12 protein-coding genes, 27 tRNA genes and 1 riboswitch are annotated in these 16,816 nt (G+C 38.3%); of the genes, 1 reads left to right on the top strand and 38 read right to left on the bottom strand.

The window, feature by feature from the left end:
- Positions 1-75 precede the first annotated feature (75 nt).
- A complete protein-coding gene (locus JF73_RS02350) occupies positions 76-654 on the bottom strand; it encodes an ECF transporter S component (protein ID WP_046326819.1) in 579 nt (192 codons plus the stop codon).
- Between the two features lie 41 nt (positions 655-695).
- Positions 696-785, bottom strand: a riboswitch (TPP riboswitch).
- A gap of 72 nt (positions 786-857) precedes the next feature.
- Complete coding sequence (locus tag JF73_RS02345) at positions 858-1,940, bottom strand: M42 family metallopeptidase (protein WP_038521577.1); 1,083 nt, start codon at positions 1,938-1,940, stop codon at positions 858-860.
- Between the two features lie 241 nt (positions 1,941-2,181).
- Between JF73_RS02345 and hpt the strand changes: the two genes are divergently transcribed.
- Entirely contained in the window at positions 2,182-2,751 is a 570-nt protein-coding gene (gene hpt, locus JF73_RS02340; protein WP_046326818.1) for a hypoxanthine phosphoribosyltransferase, read from the top strand.
- Positions 2,752-2,791: 40 nt separating this feature from the next.
- On the opposite strand, the gene JF73_RS02335 is transcribed toward hpt, so the two are convergent.
- The 36 genes from JF73_RS02335 to JF73_RS02160 all read right to left on the bottom strand — a co-directional run bounded on the left by JF73_RS02335 (position 2,792) and on the right by JF73_RS02160 (position 16,812).
- On the bottom strand, positions 2,792-4,138 hold the full coding sequence (locus JF73_RS02335) for a hemolysin family protein (protein ID WP_046326817.1): 1,347 nt from the start codon (positions 4,136-4,138) through the stop codon (positions 2,792-2,794).
- A gap of 91 nt (positions 4,139-4,229) precedes the next feature.
- On the bottom strand, positions 4,230-4,886 hold the full coding sequence (locus JF73_RS02330; RefSeq protein WP_046326816.1) for a nitroreductase: 657 nt from the start codon (positions 4,884-4,886) through the stop codon (positions 4,230-4,232).
- A 459-nt stretch (positions 4,887-5,345) separates the two neighbouring features.
- Positions 5,346-5,804 carry an SsrA-binding protein SmpB gene (gene smpB, locus JF73_RS02325; protein WP_046326815.1) on the bottom strand — a complete coding sequence of 153 codons (459 nt, stop codon included), beginning with the start codon at positions 5,802-5,804 and terminating at the stop codon, positions 5,346-5,348.
- A 9-nt stretch (positions 5,805-5,813) separates the two neighbouring features.
- Positions 5,814-8,138, bottom strand: coding sequence for a ribonuclease R (rnr, locus tag JF73_RS02320; protein WP_046326814.1), 2,325 nt, complete (start codon positions 8,136-8,138; stop codon positions 5,814-5,816).
- Positions 8,139-8,211: 73 nt separating this feature from the next.
- On the bottom strand, positions 8,212-8,445 hold the full coding sequence (secG, locus tag JF73_RS02315) for a preprotein translocase subunit SecG (RefSeq protein ID WP_046326813.1): 234 nt from the start codon (positions 8,443-8,445) through the stop codon (positions 8,212-8,214).
- Positions 8,446-8,513: 68 nt separating this feature from the next.
- Entirely contained in the window at positions 8,514-10,574 is a 2,061-nt protein-coding gene (locus JF73_RS02310) for an LTA synthase family protein (RefSeq protein WP_046326812.1), read from the bottom strand.
- Positions 10,575-10,643: 69 nt separating this feature from the next.
- On the bottom strand, positions 10,644-11,669 hold the full coding sequence (locus JF73_RS02305; RefSeq protein WP_046326811.1) for a lysylphosphatidylglycerol synthase transmembrane domain-containing protein: 1,026 nt from the start codon (positions 11,667-11,669) through the stop codon (positions 10,644-10,646).
- Positions 11,669-12,712 carry a glycosyltransferase family 4 protein gene (locus tag JF73_RS02300; RefSeq protein ID WP_046326810.1) on the bottom strand — a complete coding sequence of 348 codons (1,044 nt, stop codon included), beginning with the start codon at positions 12,710-12,712 and terminating at the stop codon, positions 11,669-11,671. The genes JF73_RS02305 and JF73_RS02300 overlap by 1 nt, the downstream gene beginning before the upstream one ends.
- Positions 12,705-13,877 carry a glycosyltransferase family 4 protein gene (locus tag JF73_RS02295; RefSeq protein ID WP_046326809.1) on the bottom strand — a complete coding sequence of 391 codons (1,173 nt, stop codon included), beginning with the start codon at positions 13,875-13,877 and terminating at the stop codon, positions 12,705-12,707. Before JF73_RS02295 ends, JF73_RS02300 begins: the two co-directional genes overlap by 8 nt.
- A 112-nt stretch (positions 13,878-13,989) precedes the next feature.
- Positions 13,990-14,074: transfer RNA gene (locus tag JF73_RS02290), tRNA-Leu, on the bottom strand.
- A 44-nt stretch (positions 14,075-14,118) separates the two neighbouring features.
- Positions 14,119-14,189, bottom strand: a tRNA-Cys gene (locus tag JF73_RS02285).
- 22 nt (positions 14,190-14,211) lie between these two features.
- Positions 14,212-14,283, bottom strand: a tRNA-Gln gene (locus JF73_RS02280).
- 7 nt (positions 14,284-14,290) lie between these two features.
- Positions 14,291-14,363: transfer RNA gene (locus JF73_RS02275), tRNA-His, on the bottom strand.
- 12 nt (positions 14,364-14,375) lie between these two features.
- A tRNA-Trp gene (locus tag JF73_RS02270) sits at positions 14,376-14,446 on the bottom strand.
- Positions 14,447-14,450: 4 nt separating this feature from the next.
- Positions 14,451-14,532: transfer RNA gene (locus JF73_RS02265), tRNA-Tyr, on the bottom strand.
- Between the two features lie 7 nt (positions 14,533-14,539).
- A tRNA-Phe gene (locus tag JF73_RS02260) sits at positions 14,540-14,612 on the bottom strand.
- Between the two features lie 6 nt (positions 14,613-14,618).
- Positions 14,619-14,692: transfer RNA gene (locus JF73_RS02255), tRNA-Asp, on the bottom strand.
- 3 nt (positions 14,693-14,695) lie between these two features.
- Positions 14,696-14,769 (bottom strand) — tRNA-Met (locus tag JF73_RS02250).
- An 11-nt stretch (positions 14,770-14,780) separates the two neighbouring features.
- Positions 14,781-14,867, bottom strand: a tRNA-Ser gene (locus JF73_RS02245).
- Positions 14,868-14,894: 27 nt separating this feature from the next.
- Positions 14,895-14,966 (bottom strand) — tRNA-Glu (locus JF73_RS02240).
- A 439-nt stretch (positions 14,967-15,405) separates the two neighbouring features.
- A tRNA-Ser gene (locus tag JF73_RS02235) sits at positions 15,406-15,495 on the bottom strand.
- 4 nt (positions 15,496-15,499) lie between these two features.
- Positions 15,500-15,573 (bottom strand) — tRNA-Ile (locus JF73_RS02230).
- Between the two features lie 5 nt (positions 15,574-15,578).
- A tRNA-Gly gene (locus JF73_RS02225) sits at positions 15,579-15,649 on the bottom strand.
- A gap of 11 nt (positions 15,650-15,660) precedes the next feature.
- Positions 15,661-15,733: transfer RNA gene (locus JF73_RS02220), tRNA-Phe, on the bottom strand.
- Between the two features lie 6 nt (positions 15,734-15,739).
- Positions 15,740-15,813 (bottom strand) — tRNA-Asp (locus tag JF73_RS02215).
- Between the two features lie 3 nt (positions 15,814-15,816).
- A tRNA-Met gene (locus JF73_RS02210) sits at positions 15,817-15,890 on the bottom strand.
- Positions 15,891-15,930: 40 nt separating this feature from the next.
- A tRNA-Ile gene (locus JF73_RS02205) sits at positions 15,931-16,004 on the bottom strand.
- 13 nt (positions 16,005-16,017) lie between these two features.
- Positions 16,018-16,091 (bottom strand) — tRNA-Met (locus JF73_RS02200).
- Between the two features lie 31 nt (positions 16,092-16,122).
- Positions 16,123-16,196, bottom strand: a tRNA-Pro gene (locus JF73_RS02195).
- A 5-nt stretch (positions 16,197-16,201) separates the two neighbouring features.
- Positions 16,202-16,275: transfer RNA gene (locus JF73_RS02190), tRNA-Arg, on the bottom strand.
- A 9-nt stretch (positions 16,276-16,284) separates the two neighbouring features.
- Positions 16,285-16,370: transfer RNA gene (locus JF73_RS02185), tRNA-Leu, on the bottom strand.
- Between the two features lie 10 nt (positions 16,371-16,380).
- Positions 16,381-16,452 (bottom strand) — tRNA-Gly (locus JF73_RS02180).
- A gap of 11 nt (positions 16,453-16,463) precedes the next feature.
- A tRNA-Thr gene (locus JF73_RS02175) sits at positions 16,464-16,536 on the bottom strand.
- A 32-nt stretch (positions 16,537-16,568) separates the two neighbouring features.
- A tRNA-Leu gene (locus tag JF73_RS02170) sits at positions 16,569-16,650 on the bottom strand.
- Between the two features lie 12 nt (positions 16,651-16,662).
- Positions 16,663-16,735 (bottom strand) — tRNA-Lys (locus JF73_RS02165).
- Positions 16,736-16,739: 4 nt separating this feature from the next.
- Positions 16,740-16,812 (bottom strand) — tRNA-Val (locus JF73_RS02160).
- Positions 16,813-16,816: the final 4 nt, after the last annotated feature.

Genomic DNA, 16,816 nt, shown 5'->3' with positions numbered 1-16,816 from the left:
TTGAAGTGATCCCAAATTTGTCCTAAATTTGGGGGTTACTTTACTCGCAATACTCTTTTTTTATTAACAAATTAATTAATCAATTTTTGGTTTTAAAGCGTTGTCAAATAAATTAGTAATCAATTTAACCAAAACACCGTCAAAAACTAGGGCTGAAATGATATTGGTAATAAACATTACAATTTGGACTTGCATGCTGAACTTGCTCCAGCCGTATAAAATATATGAAGGTATAAAACAACCAAATGAAGCAAAAAATGCACCAGTCAGAACACTTTTCCAAGTGAATTTTTGGTAACGTTCCTTTTTAGGAAAGAAGCCAATTTCATTGGTAGCACCTTGGATAACTCCTGATAAAATGGTTGTGGCTCCCCATTGGCCCCCGATTGCCATTTCCACAACGGCAGCCAATAATTCGCCAACTGTACCAGAACCCACTGTAGGGACAAAATACATTGCTAAAGGTCCTGCCATAAGCCATAAACCTGAAAAGACAGTGTCTGTGACCGGGGCAAAGCCAGTTGGAACCAGTAACATTTTAACTAAATTAAATGCCCAATTAAAGCCATAGGTATAAATGACACCCATAATAATTCCAATCAGTGCAATTAAGATGATTGACTTTACATTCCACTTTGATGATCTTGTAAACATAAAAATACTCCTAACTTAACATGTCATTAGGAGTATCATCATTAACTAATTGAACACTTCCCTAGCGCAGGTATTATCCCGTTCAGGTTCAGAGGGTATTTCTCAGCTTTTTGGCACCCCTAGTGACTTATTTAATTTTTATTAGTATAACACAAGTTAAATAATTTTTCTGGTCAATTTTGAAGATAGTTTTTTTAGACTGATTAAAATTGACTAAAACTAGCTAATTTTTCCTTAGTCAAATCACGGATAATGGCTACTGTCAGATCAACAGCAGCTTTAAAATCGCTATAGGCGCTAAAGCAATATGGCGAATGTTCATAACGCACTGGAATGCCGATAACAATTGTCGGGGCGCCATTTTCATAGTAAATCGCAGCACCATCTTGACCGCCACCAGTTCTAACAGAACGAGTATACGGAATATGATTTTGATCAGCCATAGCACAAGCATACTGTTGAAACTTAGGGTTTGGTAAAAACGACGTATCCATATCACGCAGCATCGGACCACGTTTTAATCCTGTTTGTGACAGCCAATCTGGTGTAAATGTATCATCTGCTGGGCATGATTCAAGGACAATTGCTAAATCTGGCTTGATAGCTCTGGCAGTCACATAAGCTCCGCGCAAACCAACTTCTTCCTGACTTGAAAGTGCCGCTACGACATTAAAATCAGTTTCTTCACCGTTTAAATTATCAAGGACATCTGCCATGGCAGCAGCACCAAAGCGATCGTCAAAGTCTTTTCCGAAAAATAAGCCGGTTTTTTCATTGTATTCGCACTTCACATCAACAAAAATAGGACAGCCAGTATCAATTTGATAATCATTAATAGTTTCAGCACGAGAACTAGAGCCAACATCTATTGACATATCAGCTACATCAGGGACATTATTTCTTTCTTCTTCTGTCATAAAATGCGGTGGTTTAGTAGCAACAACTCCCGGCACATATTCACCAGCACGGTTCTTAATCTTAACGCGTAAAGCTGGAATATTATACTTTACCCAGCCGCCAAGTGGAACAAACTTAATCATTCCGTTGGGACGAACTGCTTGCGTAATAAAGCCGACAGCGTCAGAGTGCGCATCAAGCTGGATAACTGGTCGATCCGGCTTATTCTCTTTTTTACTGGCATACACATTGAGCATGCCGTCAACCTTGACATTAGCGAAGTCATGTACAGTTTCAGTAAAAAGCTTAACAAATTCTTCTTCAAATCCCGATGTTGAATTAGCGTTTGAAAAAGCTTTAAGCATCTTTATTTCTTGTTTTTTATCCATTTTATTCGGCCTTTCACTTAAAATATCTTATCTTTCATTGTACCAAAGTCACAGTCAATTAAACTAGTGCTTTAAACTGATTTGCAAATAATCCAACTGCTTTTAACAATATATATACTTTTTGTACGTAATTAGCTCCATAAATTACGTAAATTGACAAAAATAATCTGTTTTTTTGACCAAAAAATGATATAATCAAATTTATTAGGAATTTAGATTGTTTTAAATGAAGGGTAGATAAATGCCAAAAACCGACAACATTAATAGTATTATTGATCATAAATTGTTTACTGAAGAAGACATCCATAATATGTGTGTTAAGCTGGGCAAACAGCTTACTGCTGACTATGCTGGTAAGAAGCCTTTAATTGTAGGTGCACTTAAAGGAGCTATTTTCTTTTTAACCGATTTGGTTAGGGAAATGGATGTCAAAGCGGAAATTGATTTTCTTGATGTTTCCAGCTATGGTGATGAAATGGAATCATCTGGAGAAGTTAAACTTATTTCAGATTTGGCTACTGATGTTAAAGATCGTGACGTTTTAATTGTTGAAGATATTGTTGACACCGGTCTTACATTGGAATACATGAAGAATTTGCTCAAAAAACGCGGAGCTAAAAGTGTCAAGTGTTGCGTTTTGCTTAATAAAGAAGCCAATAGGACAAGTGACGTTGAAGTCGAATATTATGGTTCAAAAGTTGGCAATGAGTTTGTTGTAGGTTATGGATTGGACTTTATGAATTATTACCGTAACTTGCGTTACATTGGTGTACTGAAACCTGAAATTATTAAATTAGTTAATAATAAATAAATAAAAGGAGTTGTCGTTAAGTCAACTCCTTTTTAATATTTTATTCTTCTTTAGGGACATCTGCTTTTTTGCCTAAGTCTTTAACAATAAACCAACGCATAAAGCCCTGCTCAATATCGTCAAGTTTAAACTCAAAGTTCTCCAACTCAACTTTATCGCCTTTTTTGAGATTAGGATAATGCTCCATCATATAACCACCAATAGTTATAATATCGCTATCCTGAAAACTCTTGATGTCCGTTCTAAAATAACGGGCAAAATCATAAAGAGTAGTTTTACCAGAAACATGGATATTATTTTGCTTGTCCTTGATTATATAGTCATCAGAAACATCATCAATTTCGTCTTTTACAGTTCCAAATAATTCTTCGTAGATATCTTTATCTGTGACAATACCGCTGGTACCACCGTATTCATCTACAACCAATACAATGGGCGTATGTTTCTTAATCATTAACTGCAGAATATCCTGAATAGGCATTGACTCTGGTACCGTGATCATCGTGCGAATAATACGAGTGACAGGGACTTGCTCATCAATCTTACTCTGCTGAACAACATCGAACGCATAAACGTATCCTACAATATCATCCTTATTGTTATCTCGAACAACGGGAATCCTGCTTTGTCCCTCATCAAGATACAACTTTAACGCCTGTTTAATAGTATCCGTTGAATTAATGACAACTAAACGGGTTCTATCAGTCATGATGTCTTTGGCAATCTTATCGTTCAGCTCGAAGGCACGCTTCATGTAGGTTAAATCGTTTTTATCAAGAGAGCCGCCGTGGACAGCCTTACGAGATAATTTAATTATTTCTGACTGGGAATATACTTGATTTTCCTCATCAGCTGGATCAAAACCTAACATTTTCAGTAAGCCGTTTGAGCTGGTATTGAGCAACCAAACAAAAGGATAAACTAAAGTATGGAACAATTGCAGTGGAGTAACAATCTTAAGCAATATTTTCACTGGCATATCAATTGCAATATTCTTGGGAACAATTTCCGTAACTACAACTTCTAAATAAGTCAGTAAGATTACCCCTAATATTGCACTGATTGAACGGATAACTGAATGATTAAGCTCCATCATATTAAACGCCCGTTCAAACAAAGCAGCCAAAGTATCAGCTGAAAACCAACCTAAAACAACTCCGACCAAGGTTGTACCTACTTGGGTGGTAGAGAGATATTCATTTAAATTATGGGTCATATGCAAAGCGCGCTTTACTTTGCGCTGGCTGCCGATCTTATTCGACAACATATCCTCAAGTTGGCTTGGTCTTGTTTGAACCAAAGCAAATTCTGCAGCTACAAAGAAAGCCGCAAAAACAAAGATCACTAAAGTTGCTATTAGATTAGTAACTATTTGGGACGTACTCAAAATTTATATCACCTTTAATTAATTATCACCTTTTAAATTTCTTATTTAACATTTTATCATTAATAGCGCTTTATTTTAATAAATTACTTCTCTATTTAACTAATTTGTATATTTTTTCAAAAGGCAAACGGTCCGGATAAAACTTGGGGTCATTCACTTCAGCGACATTGTCCTGATAGCCCAGTCCAATTGCCATGCCTACCAATTCATCTTCTGGAATTTTGCCGTATTTGCGGACTAATTCAGGATATGAAACCATTGAGTGTGCCGGCATAATAGATAAACCTTCATCAAGCGCCAGCAACATTATACTTTGAGAAAAAATACCTAAATCATAAACAGACCAAACCGGAGATGTTCTGGGAATAGTAAGAAAGGCAATGTCCTGAGCGTTAAACATGTTATCATTAGCTTCGGAAAAGAGTTCCATCTTATTATTAAAAAAATAAGGTTGTGATGCACCGACTGCAGCCATATTTTGACTAGGATAAGAATCCCAATCTAGCGATAACATTTTAACGAAATCTTCATGAGGCTCAACATTATTATCAATCTGAGCCTTTACTTCCTTTTTTAAAGCATCTAGGGCATCACCCGTTATCATATAGACCTTCCAGGGCTGTGAATTAAGTAGTGACGGGGAAAGCTGTGCTTTTTTGATAATTTTGGCAAGTAACTTTTCATTAACTTTTCTACTAGTAAACTTGCGAGTAACCCTTTCATGGTTATATACATTATTAAATTCCATTCCGATTCAAATCCTTACATATAAAAAGAGCATTACAAAATACCCTACTTTTCAAACAAAATTTCTCTAGAATTTCAAATACAGGTAGAAATAATCAAAAAAAACTCTATTTTCAAATACTCACTTGTTTACGCTTCACCTAAAGTTACAAATTTAAGCATTACATTTAAGCATTACAATCTAATAAAATCAGTCATATACACATTAATAATATTAATAAATTATAGGCAATATTGCAAAGGTATTTAGTAAAGATAACATAAATTTTTTAACTTTTTGCTTTTTTATCTGCCAACTTTAATAAATAAATCACAATAATTACCTTTAATATCGCATGATGAAACCGCTATTAAGCAAGCTGCATTTACTATTTTGGCCTTAAAATTCAGCATGTTGTTAAGTATTGATCATTTAGAAAATTAAAAAACAGTTCAACTAGAATCTAATTAAACCGTTTATTTATATTTTATAACGTCGTCGCAATTCACGATCTTGATCTCGCCTCTTAATGGTTTCTCGTTTGTCATATTTTTTCTTTCCCTGACCAACACCAATCAGAACCTTGGCAAAACCATGTTTTAAATACACTTTTAAAGGTATAATCGCGATTCCGCGGGCAGACTGATCTTTAGCTAGACGGGCAATTTCTTTTTTATGCAAAAGTAATCTTCTACTGCGCAGAGGCTCATGATTATAACGATTACCTTGCTTATATTCACTAATATGAACATTCTCTAAGAAGGCTGAACCATTAATAACTTGCACATAGCCGTCGCGTAAATTAATACGTCGTGCTCGCACAGATTTAATTTCAGTTCCCGTTAAAGCAATTCCCGCTTCATAGGTATCTTTTATAAAATAATCATGGTGTGCTTTCTTGTTTTGAGCAATTAAATTATCATTTTGTTCTTTTTTCAATTTTTCAACCTAATGTTTATATCTACTTAAGTGTGGATGATTGCCATTTTTTTGAAAATTGTTGCGATAGTGACCCTTATGGGCATGATCGTTGCGAAATCCGCGATTACCACGTCTTTCATTTTTAAAACCGCCACTATTATGCCGCTTCTTAGGTGCGTTGGGATCATAAATTTCAAAATCAAGCTGGTGCTGTTCAACATTAGCATTAGTGAGGGTCACTTTTAGCGGCATCCCCACATGATATTGTTTATGAGTACCCCGACCAGTTAAAGTCATACTTTTTTCATTATAACTGTAAAAATCATCAGTCAAATTTGAAATATGAATTAATCCTTCAACTGTATTTGGTAATTGAATAAACATTCCAAAACTAGTTACCGAAGATACAACAGCATCAAAGTGGTCTCCCACCTTATCTGCCATAAATTCAGTCATCTTTAAATCATTTACTTCTCTTTCAGTATCAACAGATACTCTTTCTTGAGTTGAAGTTTGATCTGCCACTTCTGGTAAATAATTGGCAAAATGATCCTGCACCTTCTGATTTGTCCCTTTTTCACTATAAGCATGAATCATTCTGTGCACCATTAAATCAGAATACCGCCTAATCGGTGAAGTAAAGTGAGTGTAGTACTTGGCGGCAAGGCCAAAGTGTCCTAACGGTTCTTCTGAATAATGCGCCTGCTTTAAGCTACGTAGCATCATCATCTGCACAACTGCTTCTTCAGGTGTATCCGTGGTTTTGGCTACTACTTTTTGCAAGTCAATTGGCTTAACATGATTAGGATCAGCTGTAATATGTAGACCAAAAGCACTGCAAAATTCAAAAAAGCTCTTGATGCGTTCACCATCAGGTGTTTCATGTACACGATATAAAAATGGTACGTGTTTACGATAAAAATCTTCAGCAACAGTTTCATTTGCCAGCAACATGAAAGATTCAATCATTTTTTCGGCAATACCGCGATCGTGCAATACAATATCAGTTGGCTTGCCTTGGTCATCAACTATAATTTTTGCCTCAGGTTCTTCAAAGTCAATTGCACCACGCTGATGTCTTTTTTGGTATAACACGTTATGCAATTCTGCCATTTCTTGCAGCATTGGAGCAAGTTTAACGTATTTTCCCTCCAGTTGCTCATGGTTTTCAGGATCCAAAACCTTATTAACATTGTTATAGGTCATACGACCATGTGACCGCATAACAGAAGGATGAATGCGGTAATTAACTCTTTCGCCTGCAGGTGAAATTTCCATCTCACAAGATAATACCAGTCGATCTTGACCTTCGTTTAAAGAACAAATCCCATTAGACAATCTGAATGGCAACATGGGAATCACCCGATCAACTAAATAGGTACTGTTACCCCTGGTAAAAGCTTCTTTATCCAATGGGGAATTTTCCTGAACATAATGAGCAACATCAGCGATATGAACACCCAAATGGAAATTACCATTCGGCAATTTCCATAAAACAACTGCATCGTCAAAGTCTTTGGAATCATCACCATCAATCGTAACTGCAGGCTGATCCCGAATGTCTTCGCGGTCTGCCATTTCGGCTTCAGTAACCCGATCTGGAATGGCATTAGATTGTGTAAGTGCGTCTTCAGACCATTCCGTACGAACATCATGTTCTGAAACAATTGCCATAATATCAACACCAGGTAAGTTTTTATTACCAATGATATTAGTAACAACACCAGTCATTGAGTCCGGATTATCTTTATCGGGATAACTTGAAATGGAAACTTTGACAATATCGCTTTTTTGCGGATGTAAACTATCCTGTTTGACATAAACCCGGTAATTGGCAAGTTTTTTATTTGCACTTAAGACATAACCGATAAAGTGACTGATTTTTACTTGAGCATCTGTTAAAGGATGGAATTCACCTACAAGTGTTTTAGTGCCACGCTCAAGAATTTCTATAATTTGTCCTTCAGGTCCTTTACCATTCCAAGGATTGCCACCAGCAGTTATTTTAACTTTAACGCGGTCACCATCTACAGCGTATGCGGTATAATCTCGGGCAATGAAGATATCGTCTGCTTCTTCATCATCCAGTTTGACAAAGCCAAAACCCTTACTGTTGGCTTTAAAGTCACCCTCAACTTCAGTATTTTCTTCAGCCAATTGGTAATGACCGTTGCCATCAGTAATTATTTTCTTTTTTTGCTCAAGGTAGGATAAGGCTTTAACCATATCTGAAAAACTGCCAAGCCTGTCTCGGCGCAACATACGGTCAATTTGCTCTACTTGATATTGTTTTTTAGGATTATGACGAAAAATCTCTAAAACATTGGCTAAGATATTCTCGTTTTGTGCCATGCACTTAACTCCATTTCCTTAATAAAAGATAAAAAAAGTCCTCCCATCGTTTGAGAGCGGGAGGAATCAATAGTTATTTTGAAGACAAATAAGCTAATACTATAGCAAAAGCGAAAAAGAGAACCAGTAAAACCGCGGTAACCTTTTCCATAAATGCTTCAAAACCACGTTTCTTCGTTTGACCACTAAAAACTGCACCGGCAGAGAGTGCATTCAATGCATCTTGCTGCTTTTGCGGCTGCATCATTGTCGCAATAACGATTAAGATTGAAACAATAATTAGTAGCGTCATAAATAAATTGTACAATGCGCTGCCTCCAATATACAGATACGTTACTGATAAATTTTAGCACAAAATAGATTTAATTTCGAGTATTATTTTCTGAGCTCAGGAGCATCTGTTTTAAATTTATTTTGTGTTGTTTTTTGATGATTTTTATACCACAAAGAAGTTTTATTTTTTGCATATAACCGCTTTAATGCCTTCTGTTCATTATAGTCATAATCTTGTGGTTTAACTTTTTTAAACCATTTAGGCTTATAAAATCGTAAAAGATTGCCGGCAATAACACGATCAGACAAAGAAAGCTGAGTAGTAACCTTATTTGACAACGCAATCAACTCTGTTTTTAGTTTCTTGTCAGGCTTAATTATTTCTTGCCCAGTCTTAGTATCATAATAAGTGCTTCCCACTTTAGCATATTTTGGCGTTATAAAATCACCGTTACGTTGTGCCACTATTTGTGGTGCATCTTTACTTAACAAATCATGCCCAAATTGAATGGTCCCCTTGTTGCTTATCCCCAGCAAGTTAAGCAGGGTTGGCAAGACGTCAATTTCGCCCCCGTAGGTTTTCTTGACCCCGCCTCTTAAACCCTTCAGATGTATCATTAACGGCACCCGCTGAAATTTTAAATTATCAAAATTATTAAATTCATCCTGCTTAAGTAATTCTGCACTCGCCTTATGGTGATTGCCTGAAATGCCATAATGGTCGCCATACAAAACGAGCATGGTATTTTTATCTAGACCCGTTTTTTTCAGCCACCGCATTAATTGACCTATTGCCTGATCCAAGTAGCGGGCTGTCTGTACGTAGCCATCTACAGTTTCATCACCAGTTTCGGTTTTAGCAATTGACTGGTTCTTCTTATCCAAATCATAGGGATAGTGATTGGTCACTGTAATTAACTTAAGATAAAAAGGTTGTGGCAAACGCTCAATATACTTAATGGATTGAGAAAAGAAAATCTTATCTTTTAAGCCGTATCCTATATAATATTTGGGCTTGTTTTCATAATATGACAGTGGCATGAAATAGTCATAGCCAAACTGTTTGTATGCATTGTTGCGGTTCCAAAAAGAGCCAGCCCCACCGTGCATAACCGCAGTTGTATATCCTTGTTGCTGCTTCAAGATAGCGGGGGCACTTTCAAAGGTATTAGAAGTACCATAACTAGACATCGCTGAACCTGATTGCAACCCAAAAAGGGAATTTTCAAGCATCATTTCAGCATCAGAAGTCTTGCCTTGTCCTACTTGATTATAAAAATTAGCAAAACTAAGCGTGTTTTTAGCATGATATAACTTATTCAGATTAGGCGTTACTTCCTTGCCCTTCCACTTATAGTCTATTAAAAACTGTTGAAAGCTTTCAAGGTGAATGACCATCACATTTTTGCCTTTGGCAACACCGCTATATGCTTTATTAGGCTTAACATAATTGACTTTCAGATACTTTTTCACAGATTGTAAGTCAGAAACATTTGCTTTGGCCATTTGTTCGCTAGTTTGAGCAGTTTTAAACGCATCATATACTGCGTATTCATTCATACCCAAGTATTTAACAATGTAACTATTATCAAATGTTCTAGTTAACAAGCCTGAACGGTCTTTTTGTGCCATCAGCAGGTTAATCCCAATTAGAAGGATGGCAATTCCTTCAAGCAAAAGATTAAACTTCAGCTTTAATGGACGCAAATCGTATTTAGTTACTTTAAAGCACATCAGAGCAATGATCGCCGCAATGTCAATAAAAGTTAAAAAATCTGTTACTCGAGTTATTCCAACAATACTTTTGCCAAGATTATCAGCAGTTGAACCGGAAGTTTTTATAATTGATAACGATAAAAAGTTGGAAAATTCGCGGTAATAAAGAATATTGGCAAATAACCACAAACTGAGTATGAAATCAATCATAATCATAATCCAATATGACTTTCTACCCTTAAAGAAAAGACCGATTCCTAGCAAAAGTAGTCCGCTTGGCAAAGGATTTAAAAACAGCAGAAAATTCTGCATTGCACCCTCTGCACCTAAGTTAAACTTTGTTAGATAAATTACGTATGTCTTTAACCAAAAAGTTCCTAAAACGATAGTAAAAAAGCCTAGTTTGGTTTCGGTCAGCCATTGCAGAAAAGACCTGATACGTGTCATCCTATTCTCCTCTCACTAAGCTTATATCTTACCCTTAACTGCGAATAAGTGCAGATATTTTAATAAAAATTAATCATTTATTGGGCTCACGACTTTTTGGGGCTTAAATATCCAGCCGAAAATCCCTAAAATCATCCCAAAAAAGTAGGTCACAAAACGCCACAAAAACATCCCGACAATTAAAGTTCCGTTTGTAGAAATAAAGGTGGCAAAAAGAGTCTGAAAACTATATTCGGCACCACCTGAAGCACCTGGAATCGGTATAATCGCCATGAACATAATAATCATAATATTCATCTGGGTCACACTTGCCCAGTCTGCCGGAACATTTAGTGTTACTAGAATCATGTAGGGAATAGAATAGAAGCACAAAAGCTGCAAGACAGTGAGAACAGCACAAACTATTAATTTTCCCTGCTCTTTTTTTAACTTTTGACTCTCATGATAAAACGTATCAATCTTTTCAAGTGTATTTTTACGCCAAACGTTAACCCGATCTGGATTTAGAAATTTAGCAAGTAGGTCCATTAGCCAGTTAGCAGCATTTTTGGTCCAATTGTAAGCAAATAGAATTGCCAGTAAAAACAAAATAGAAGTCACATGAATTAAAAACCCGATAGCAATAAAAAAAGCTAACCCGGAAAATTTAGTTGCCACCATGTGAAAGCCAGTAATAATTGTCGTTACATAAGCCAAAAAAACTACTATCTGGTAAATAATAAATTTCATGAGTAGCAGTGAAGTTGCTCGACCGCCTTCAATACCCATTTGGATCATAGCAGCTAGTTGTGAGGGCTGCCCACCAGTTGACATTGGCGTGATAGCATTAAAAAGAGCCTGTATTAACGGAATTCTGAAAAAAGACCATTTTGAGCGCTGCGGCTCATTTTTACGTTTACTGAGAACAGCTAAAATGCTGGCTTCAAAAATATAAGACAGCAGCATTAACCCAAATACGGCGATTAATGCGATAACATTGATATTACGAGCTGCCTGCTCTAGCTGCGCAACCGGAGTGCCCTTTAAGTCAACGTATAAAACAATCCCACTAATTATGAGTACTATGGCTACGCCCCATAAGTGTTTTTTATTCATCAGTGAATTTGTCCTAATTTTCTACCAATTTCATATTGTTCGTGATAAAAATCATCCCATATTTGAGCGAGATTATCTTCAGAATATTTTGCACTTGCCTCTTGAGACAGCTTGCTGTATTTATTTAAAATTGCATGATCCTGTGCTGCTAATTGCAACTGCCTATTCATTTCCGCAAAATCTGAGCCTTTCATGTAGTAGCCGCTAATTATTGCCTCATATAAATCAAGGTCACGCAATAAAACGGGAGTGTTGCAGCTAAATGCTTCCAATACGGACATTGGGAATAATTCATCATAAGAAGGCAAGAGAAATAAATCTGCAATATTCAGATAATCTACTAGCTTTTGCCGATCAATAATTCCTGTAAATTTTAGGTTTTGCGGAGGTTCTGCCACTAACTTCTTAAAGTGGTCATAACCGTCAGTTATTTTGCCAAAAGAAAAACCGCCAGCCCAGATAAATTGAATATTAGGGTTAGCTTTCGCCATTTTGGCAAAATCATCGACACCCTTACGCGCCTGTACTTGACCGTCTCCAAAAACAACAAATTTATCAAGCGGAATACCTAATTGATGGCGAAACGAATTCTTTTTTTCCTGACTTTCCGGATAAAATTCGTTTTTAGCTACAAAATTAGGAATATACTTAACGTTTTCGCGTTTGATACCGTATTTGACTAACTTATCAATAAAAATTGGGTTAACAACGACTATTTCATCCATTCTTTTGTAAAAATCTATTACATATTTGTAAAAGACATTTTTAGCTAGAGAGGGCAATTTTACTGAACCCTCAAGTGTCTCAGGTAAAAAATGAACATAGCCAATTTTTCGCCCTCTTGCTGGAGAAAAGCTGTTAGCAAAATAAGTTGGATTAACAGTATGGTAGTGCGTTAAATCACTTTTACCATATTTATTATTAGTCACATAAAATTTGTCCACTAGGTGCGTCCTAAGCAGGCGAATAAGTTCTGTATATGCTGAACCAACACCTTGACCTTTAACAGAAGCTGCTTGTGAAAACATATTTATTCTAATCATTTATTTTTTCTTTGAGATCCTTTTGGTAATTTGCAATTGCATCTTGATAAAATTGGTAAACAGAACTGGCAAACCTTTTTGCAGATATTTGATCTAGTTTAGCAGCTAGCTTATCCGTCGGTATTGGCTTGCGTCCTTGTCTCAGATATGAAAGTATTTCTCCACGCATTTCACTGGAGCCATTAAAGACTTTGCCAAAGTCATCATTGTCAAATACCTGCTCAGTGTAATCAGTATCATAAACAACACACCTGGTACCAGAAGCTAAGGCTTCAATATAAGTTAATCCTTGTGTTTCGGTATCGCTTGCGGAAACAAAAAGATCTGCCATTTTGTAGTATGAACCCACATCTTCATGAGGTATATCACCGGTAAATATGACATTATCTTCGAGCGTTAATCGTTCTACTTGCTCCTGCAATACTTCAAGATCTGGACCGTCTCCAGATATCACCAACTGTACCTTAGGAAATTCGTCTATAATTTCTGGCATCACATTTAGAATACGATCGATTTTCTTTTCTTCAGCTATTCTGCTTAATGTTAATAAAACTGGAACATCAGTTGGTATTCCTAGTTCTTCTCTTACATCAAATGTAGCTGGTTTATTAATGCTATTTACGTCCACACCGGTCGGTATGACCCTCATAGGTATATTTACCTTATAACGCTTTAAAAGAGCTTCTACGCGCTTACTCGGGGCAATAACGCCATCCATGTTTTTTAAGTAAACATTAGTAAACTGCTTAACATGATATGGTCTAAGCAAATGCCCATTTAAGACGTAATGCAGATAATCTTCATACATAGTGTGATATGTATGAACTGCTGGAATTTTTAGTTGGTGAGCCACATATTTACCAATCATTCCCAAAGCAAATTCAGTTTGTGTGTGTACAATATCCAGTTTAACTTCCTTCGCCACTTTCGTCGCTTCAAAGAACCCCCTATAGGCCACACGTCTATCTGTAAATGAAATAAAAGGGACACTGCTAAACCGAAAAACATTGGCTTCTACTGTCCCCTTTTTGACATGAGGGTCGGTAGTAGTAAAGATAAACACATTATGTCCTTGCTTTTCTAAAGCATCCTTCAACGTCTTAATCGAAGTTGCAACACCACTAATTTGTGGAAAATATGAATCGGTAAAAATACCTATATTCATCTGAATACCTCCATAAAAGGTATTATAAAGATTACACCAATCTTGTGCAATTTTTATATATAAAAATAACGGCCAAAACAAAAGCAGCCCTTAAAAAGAGCTGCTTTGATAATAGCGGTGATCGGGGTCGAACCGATACGTCCTCAACGGACACCAGATTTTGAGTCTGGCGCGTCTGCCAATTCCGCCACACCGCCATGGCAATATTTTAAAATTAACAGTTCAATGAGTGAACCGATAAAGGCGGGGATCGGATTTGAACCGACGATTAAGGTTTTGCAGACCTCTGCCTTACCACTTGGCTACACCGCCATCGAATTTTATTAATAATAGATTGGGATAGCTGGATTCGAACCAGCGCATAATAGAGTCAAAGTCTAGTGCCTTACCGCTTGGCTATATCCCAATGCTAGGGCGGAATATGGGATTCGAACCCATGTATGCCGGATCCACAAACCGGTGTGTTAACCCCTTCACCAATTCCGCCATGAAGTTAAACAGGGATAGTAGGAATTGAACCCACACTAGCGGTTTTGGAGACCGATGTACTACCTTTATACTATATCCCTATTATGGAGGAGGGTGGATTCGAACCGCCGAACTCAGAGAGAGCGGTTTTACAGACCGCCGCGTTTAGCCACTTCGCTACTCCTCCAGGCTGATGGCGCGGGACGGAATCGAACCGCCGACACAAGGAGCTTCAATCCTTTGCTCTACCGACTGAGCTACCGAGCCATCCTACGGTCCATATCAGATTTGAACTGATGATCTTCTCCGTGACAGGGAGACGAGATAAACCACTGCTCCAATGGACCATATTGCGGGAGGTGGATTTGAACCACCGGCCTTCGGGTTATGAGCCCGACGAGCTACCAGACTGCTCCATCCCGCGATTATTAATAAAGGAGGATGTGGGATTTGAACCCACGCACGGCAAGACCGTCTAACGGTTTTCAAAACCGTCCCCTTAAGCCACTTGGGTAATCCTCCAATTGTAAATATACCAAAGAATGGTAATGACCCGTACGGGATTTGAACCCATGTTACCGCCGTGAAAGGGCGATGTCTTAACCACTTGACCAACGGGTCGTCATTATCGTTCTTACGTCATAAGACGCTTAATTATAATACCGAACTTATTAGCAAAAGTCAACTATTTTTTTACTTCGTTGATTTTGCAAATCCTTTTAAGTTCCTGATTCACAACGTTATTTATAATACAGGATTATGGTTAATCATGCAAGACTTTTGTGCAAAAAGTTGAATATTTTTGCTTTAAGCCGCTTATCCCTTTTATTGCCTCTAGAAATACAAGATAAGAACTCTCACATGACTGTTTCAGAAAAGTATCTGCAATCCAGTTTATAGGCCTTAGAATGCGTTATACCACTAAACTGCCATAGGTGGAATTTAGTTAAGTGAAATGCACCCCATACCCATAAAATTGCAAAAAAACAGCTCTCGAACTTTTAGCGAACATAAAGCAATTAAAAAACTCATAACATCAACTGTTATGAGTCTTTTTAAGCGGAGACTGAGAGATTCGAACTCTCGCACCAGAATAACCCGATCTACACCCTTAGCAAGGGCGCCTCTTCAGCCACTTGAGTAAGTCTCCACAATGGGCCTAAATGGACTTGAACCATCGACCTCACGCTTATCAGGCGTGCGCTCTAACCAGCTGAGCTATAGGCCCCAAAAAGCGGGTAACGAGAATCGGACTCGCGACTAAAGCTTGGAAGGCTTTCGTTTTACCACTAAACCATACCCGCACGAATAAAAATGGCGCGGGACGGAATCGAACCGCCGACACAAGGAGCTTCAATCCTTTGCTCTACCGACTGAGCTACCGAGCCATCCTACGGTCCATATCAGATTTGAACTGATGATCTTCTCCGTGACAGGGAGACGAGATAAACCACTGCTCCAATGGACCATATTGCGGGAGGTGGATTTGAACCACCGGCCTTCGGGTTATGAGCCCGACGAGCTACCAGACTGCTCCATCCCGCGATTATTAATAAATAAAAGTACAAATTAGTTCCATACTTTATGGACCTTGTAGGACTCGAACCTACGACAGGACGGTTATGAGCCGTCTGCTCTAACCAACTGAGCTAAAGGTCCAAGCTCTAGCGAATAGCGGCGGGGGGGATCGAACCCTCGACCTCCCGGGTATGAACCGGACGCTCTAGCCAGCTGAGCTACACCGCCAACAAATGTAACCGTTGTGTAATGATTACAATCGGGAAGACAGGATTCGAACCTGCGACCCCCTGGTCCCAAACCAGGTGCTCTACCAAACTGAGCCACTTCCCGGGATATGCGCCCTGAAGGATTTGAACCTTCAACCTTCTGATTCGTAGTCAGACACTCTATCCAGTTGCGCTAAGGGCGCATCACTAAATGCCGAGGACCGGAGTCGAACCGGTACGGTTGAAACCAACCGCGGGATTTTAAGTCCCGTGCGTCTGCCAATTCCGCCACCCCGGCAAGTAATGAAAGCGGAAGACGGGATTCGAACCCGCGACCCCCACCATGGCAAGGTGATGTTCTACCACTGAACTACTTCCGCAAGATATGAAATGCCGATTATACGATTTGAACGTACGACCCCCTGTTTACAAGACAGATGCTCTACCAACTGAGCTAAATCGGCAAGATGTAAATATGGTATATATTATTGGCGAATACGGGTGGTGGGACTTGAACCCACACGTCCGAAAACACTAGAACCTAAATCTAGCGCGTCTGCCAATTCCGCCACACCCGCAAAATGGGGCCATGAGTCGTGACGGGCTTGAACCGTCGACCCTCTGATTAAAAGTCAGATGCTCTACCAACTGAGCTAACGACTCGGAATGGAGGATACAGGGCTCGAACCTGTGACCTCCTGCTTGTAAGGCAGATGCTCTCCCAGCTGAGCTAATCCTCCATAA

The sequence above is a fragment of the Lactobacillus helsingborgensis genome, assembly GCF_000970855.1.
GTDB lineage: Bacteria > Bacillota > Bacilli > Lactobacillales > Lactobacillaceae > Lactobacillus > Lactobacillus helsingborgensis.
This window is presented reverse-complemented; position numbering and strand designations above follow the sequence as displayed.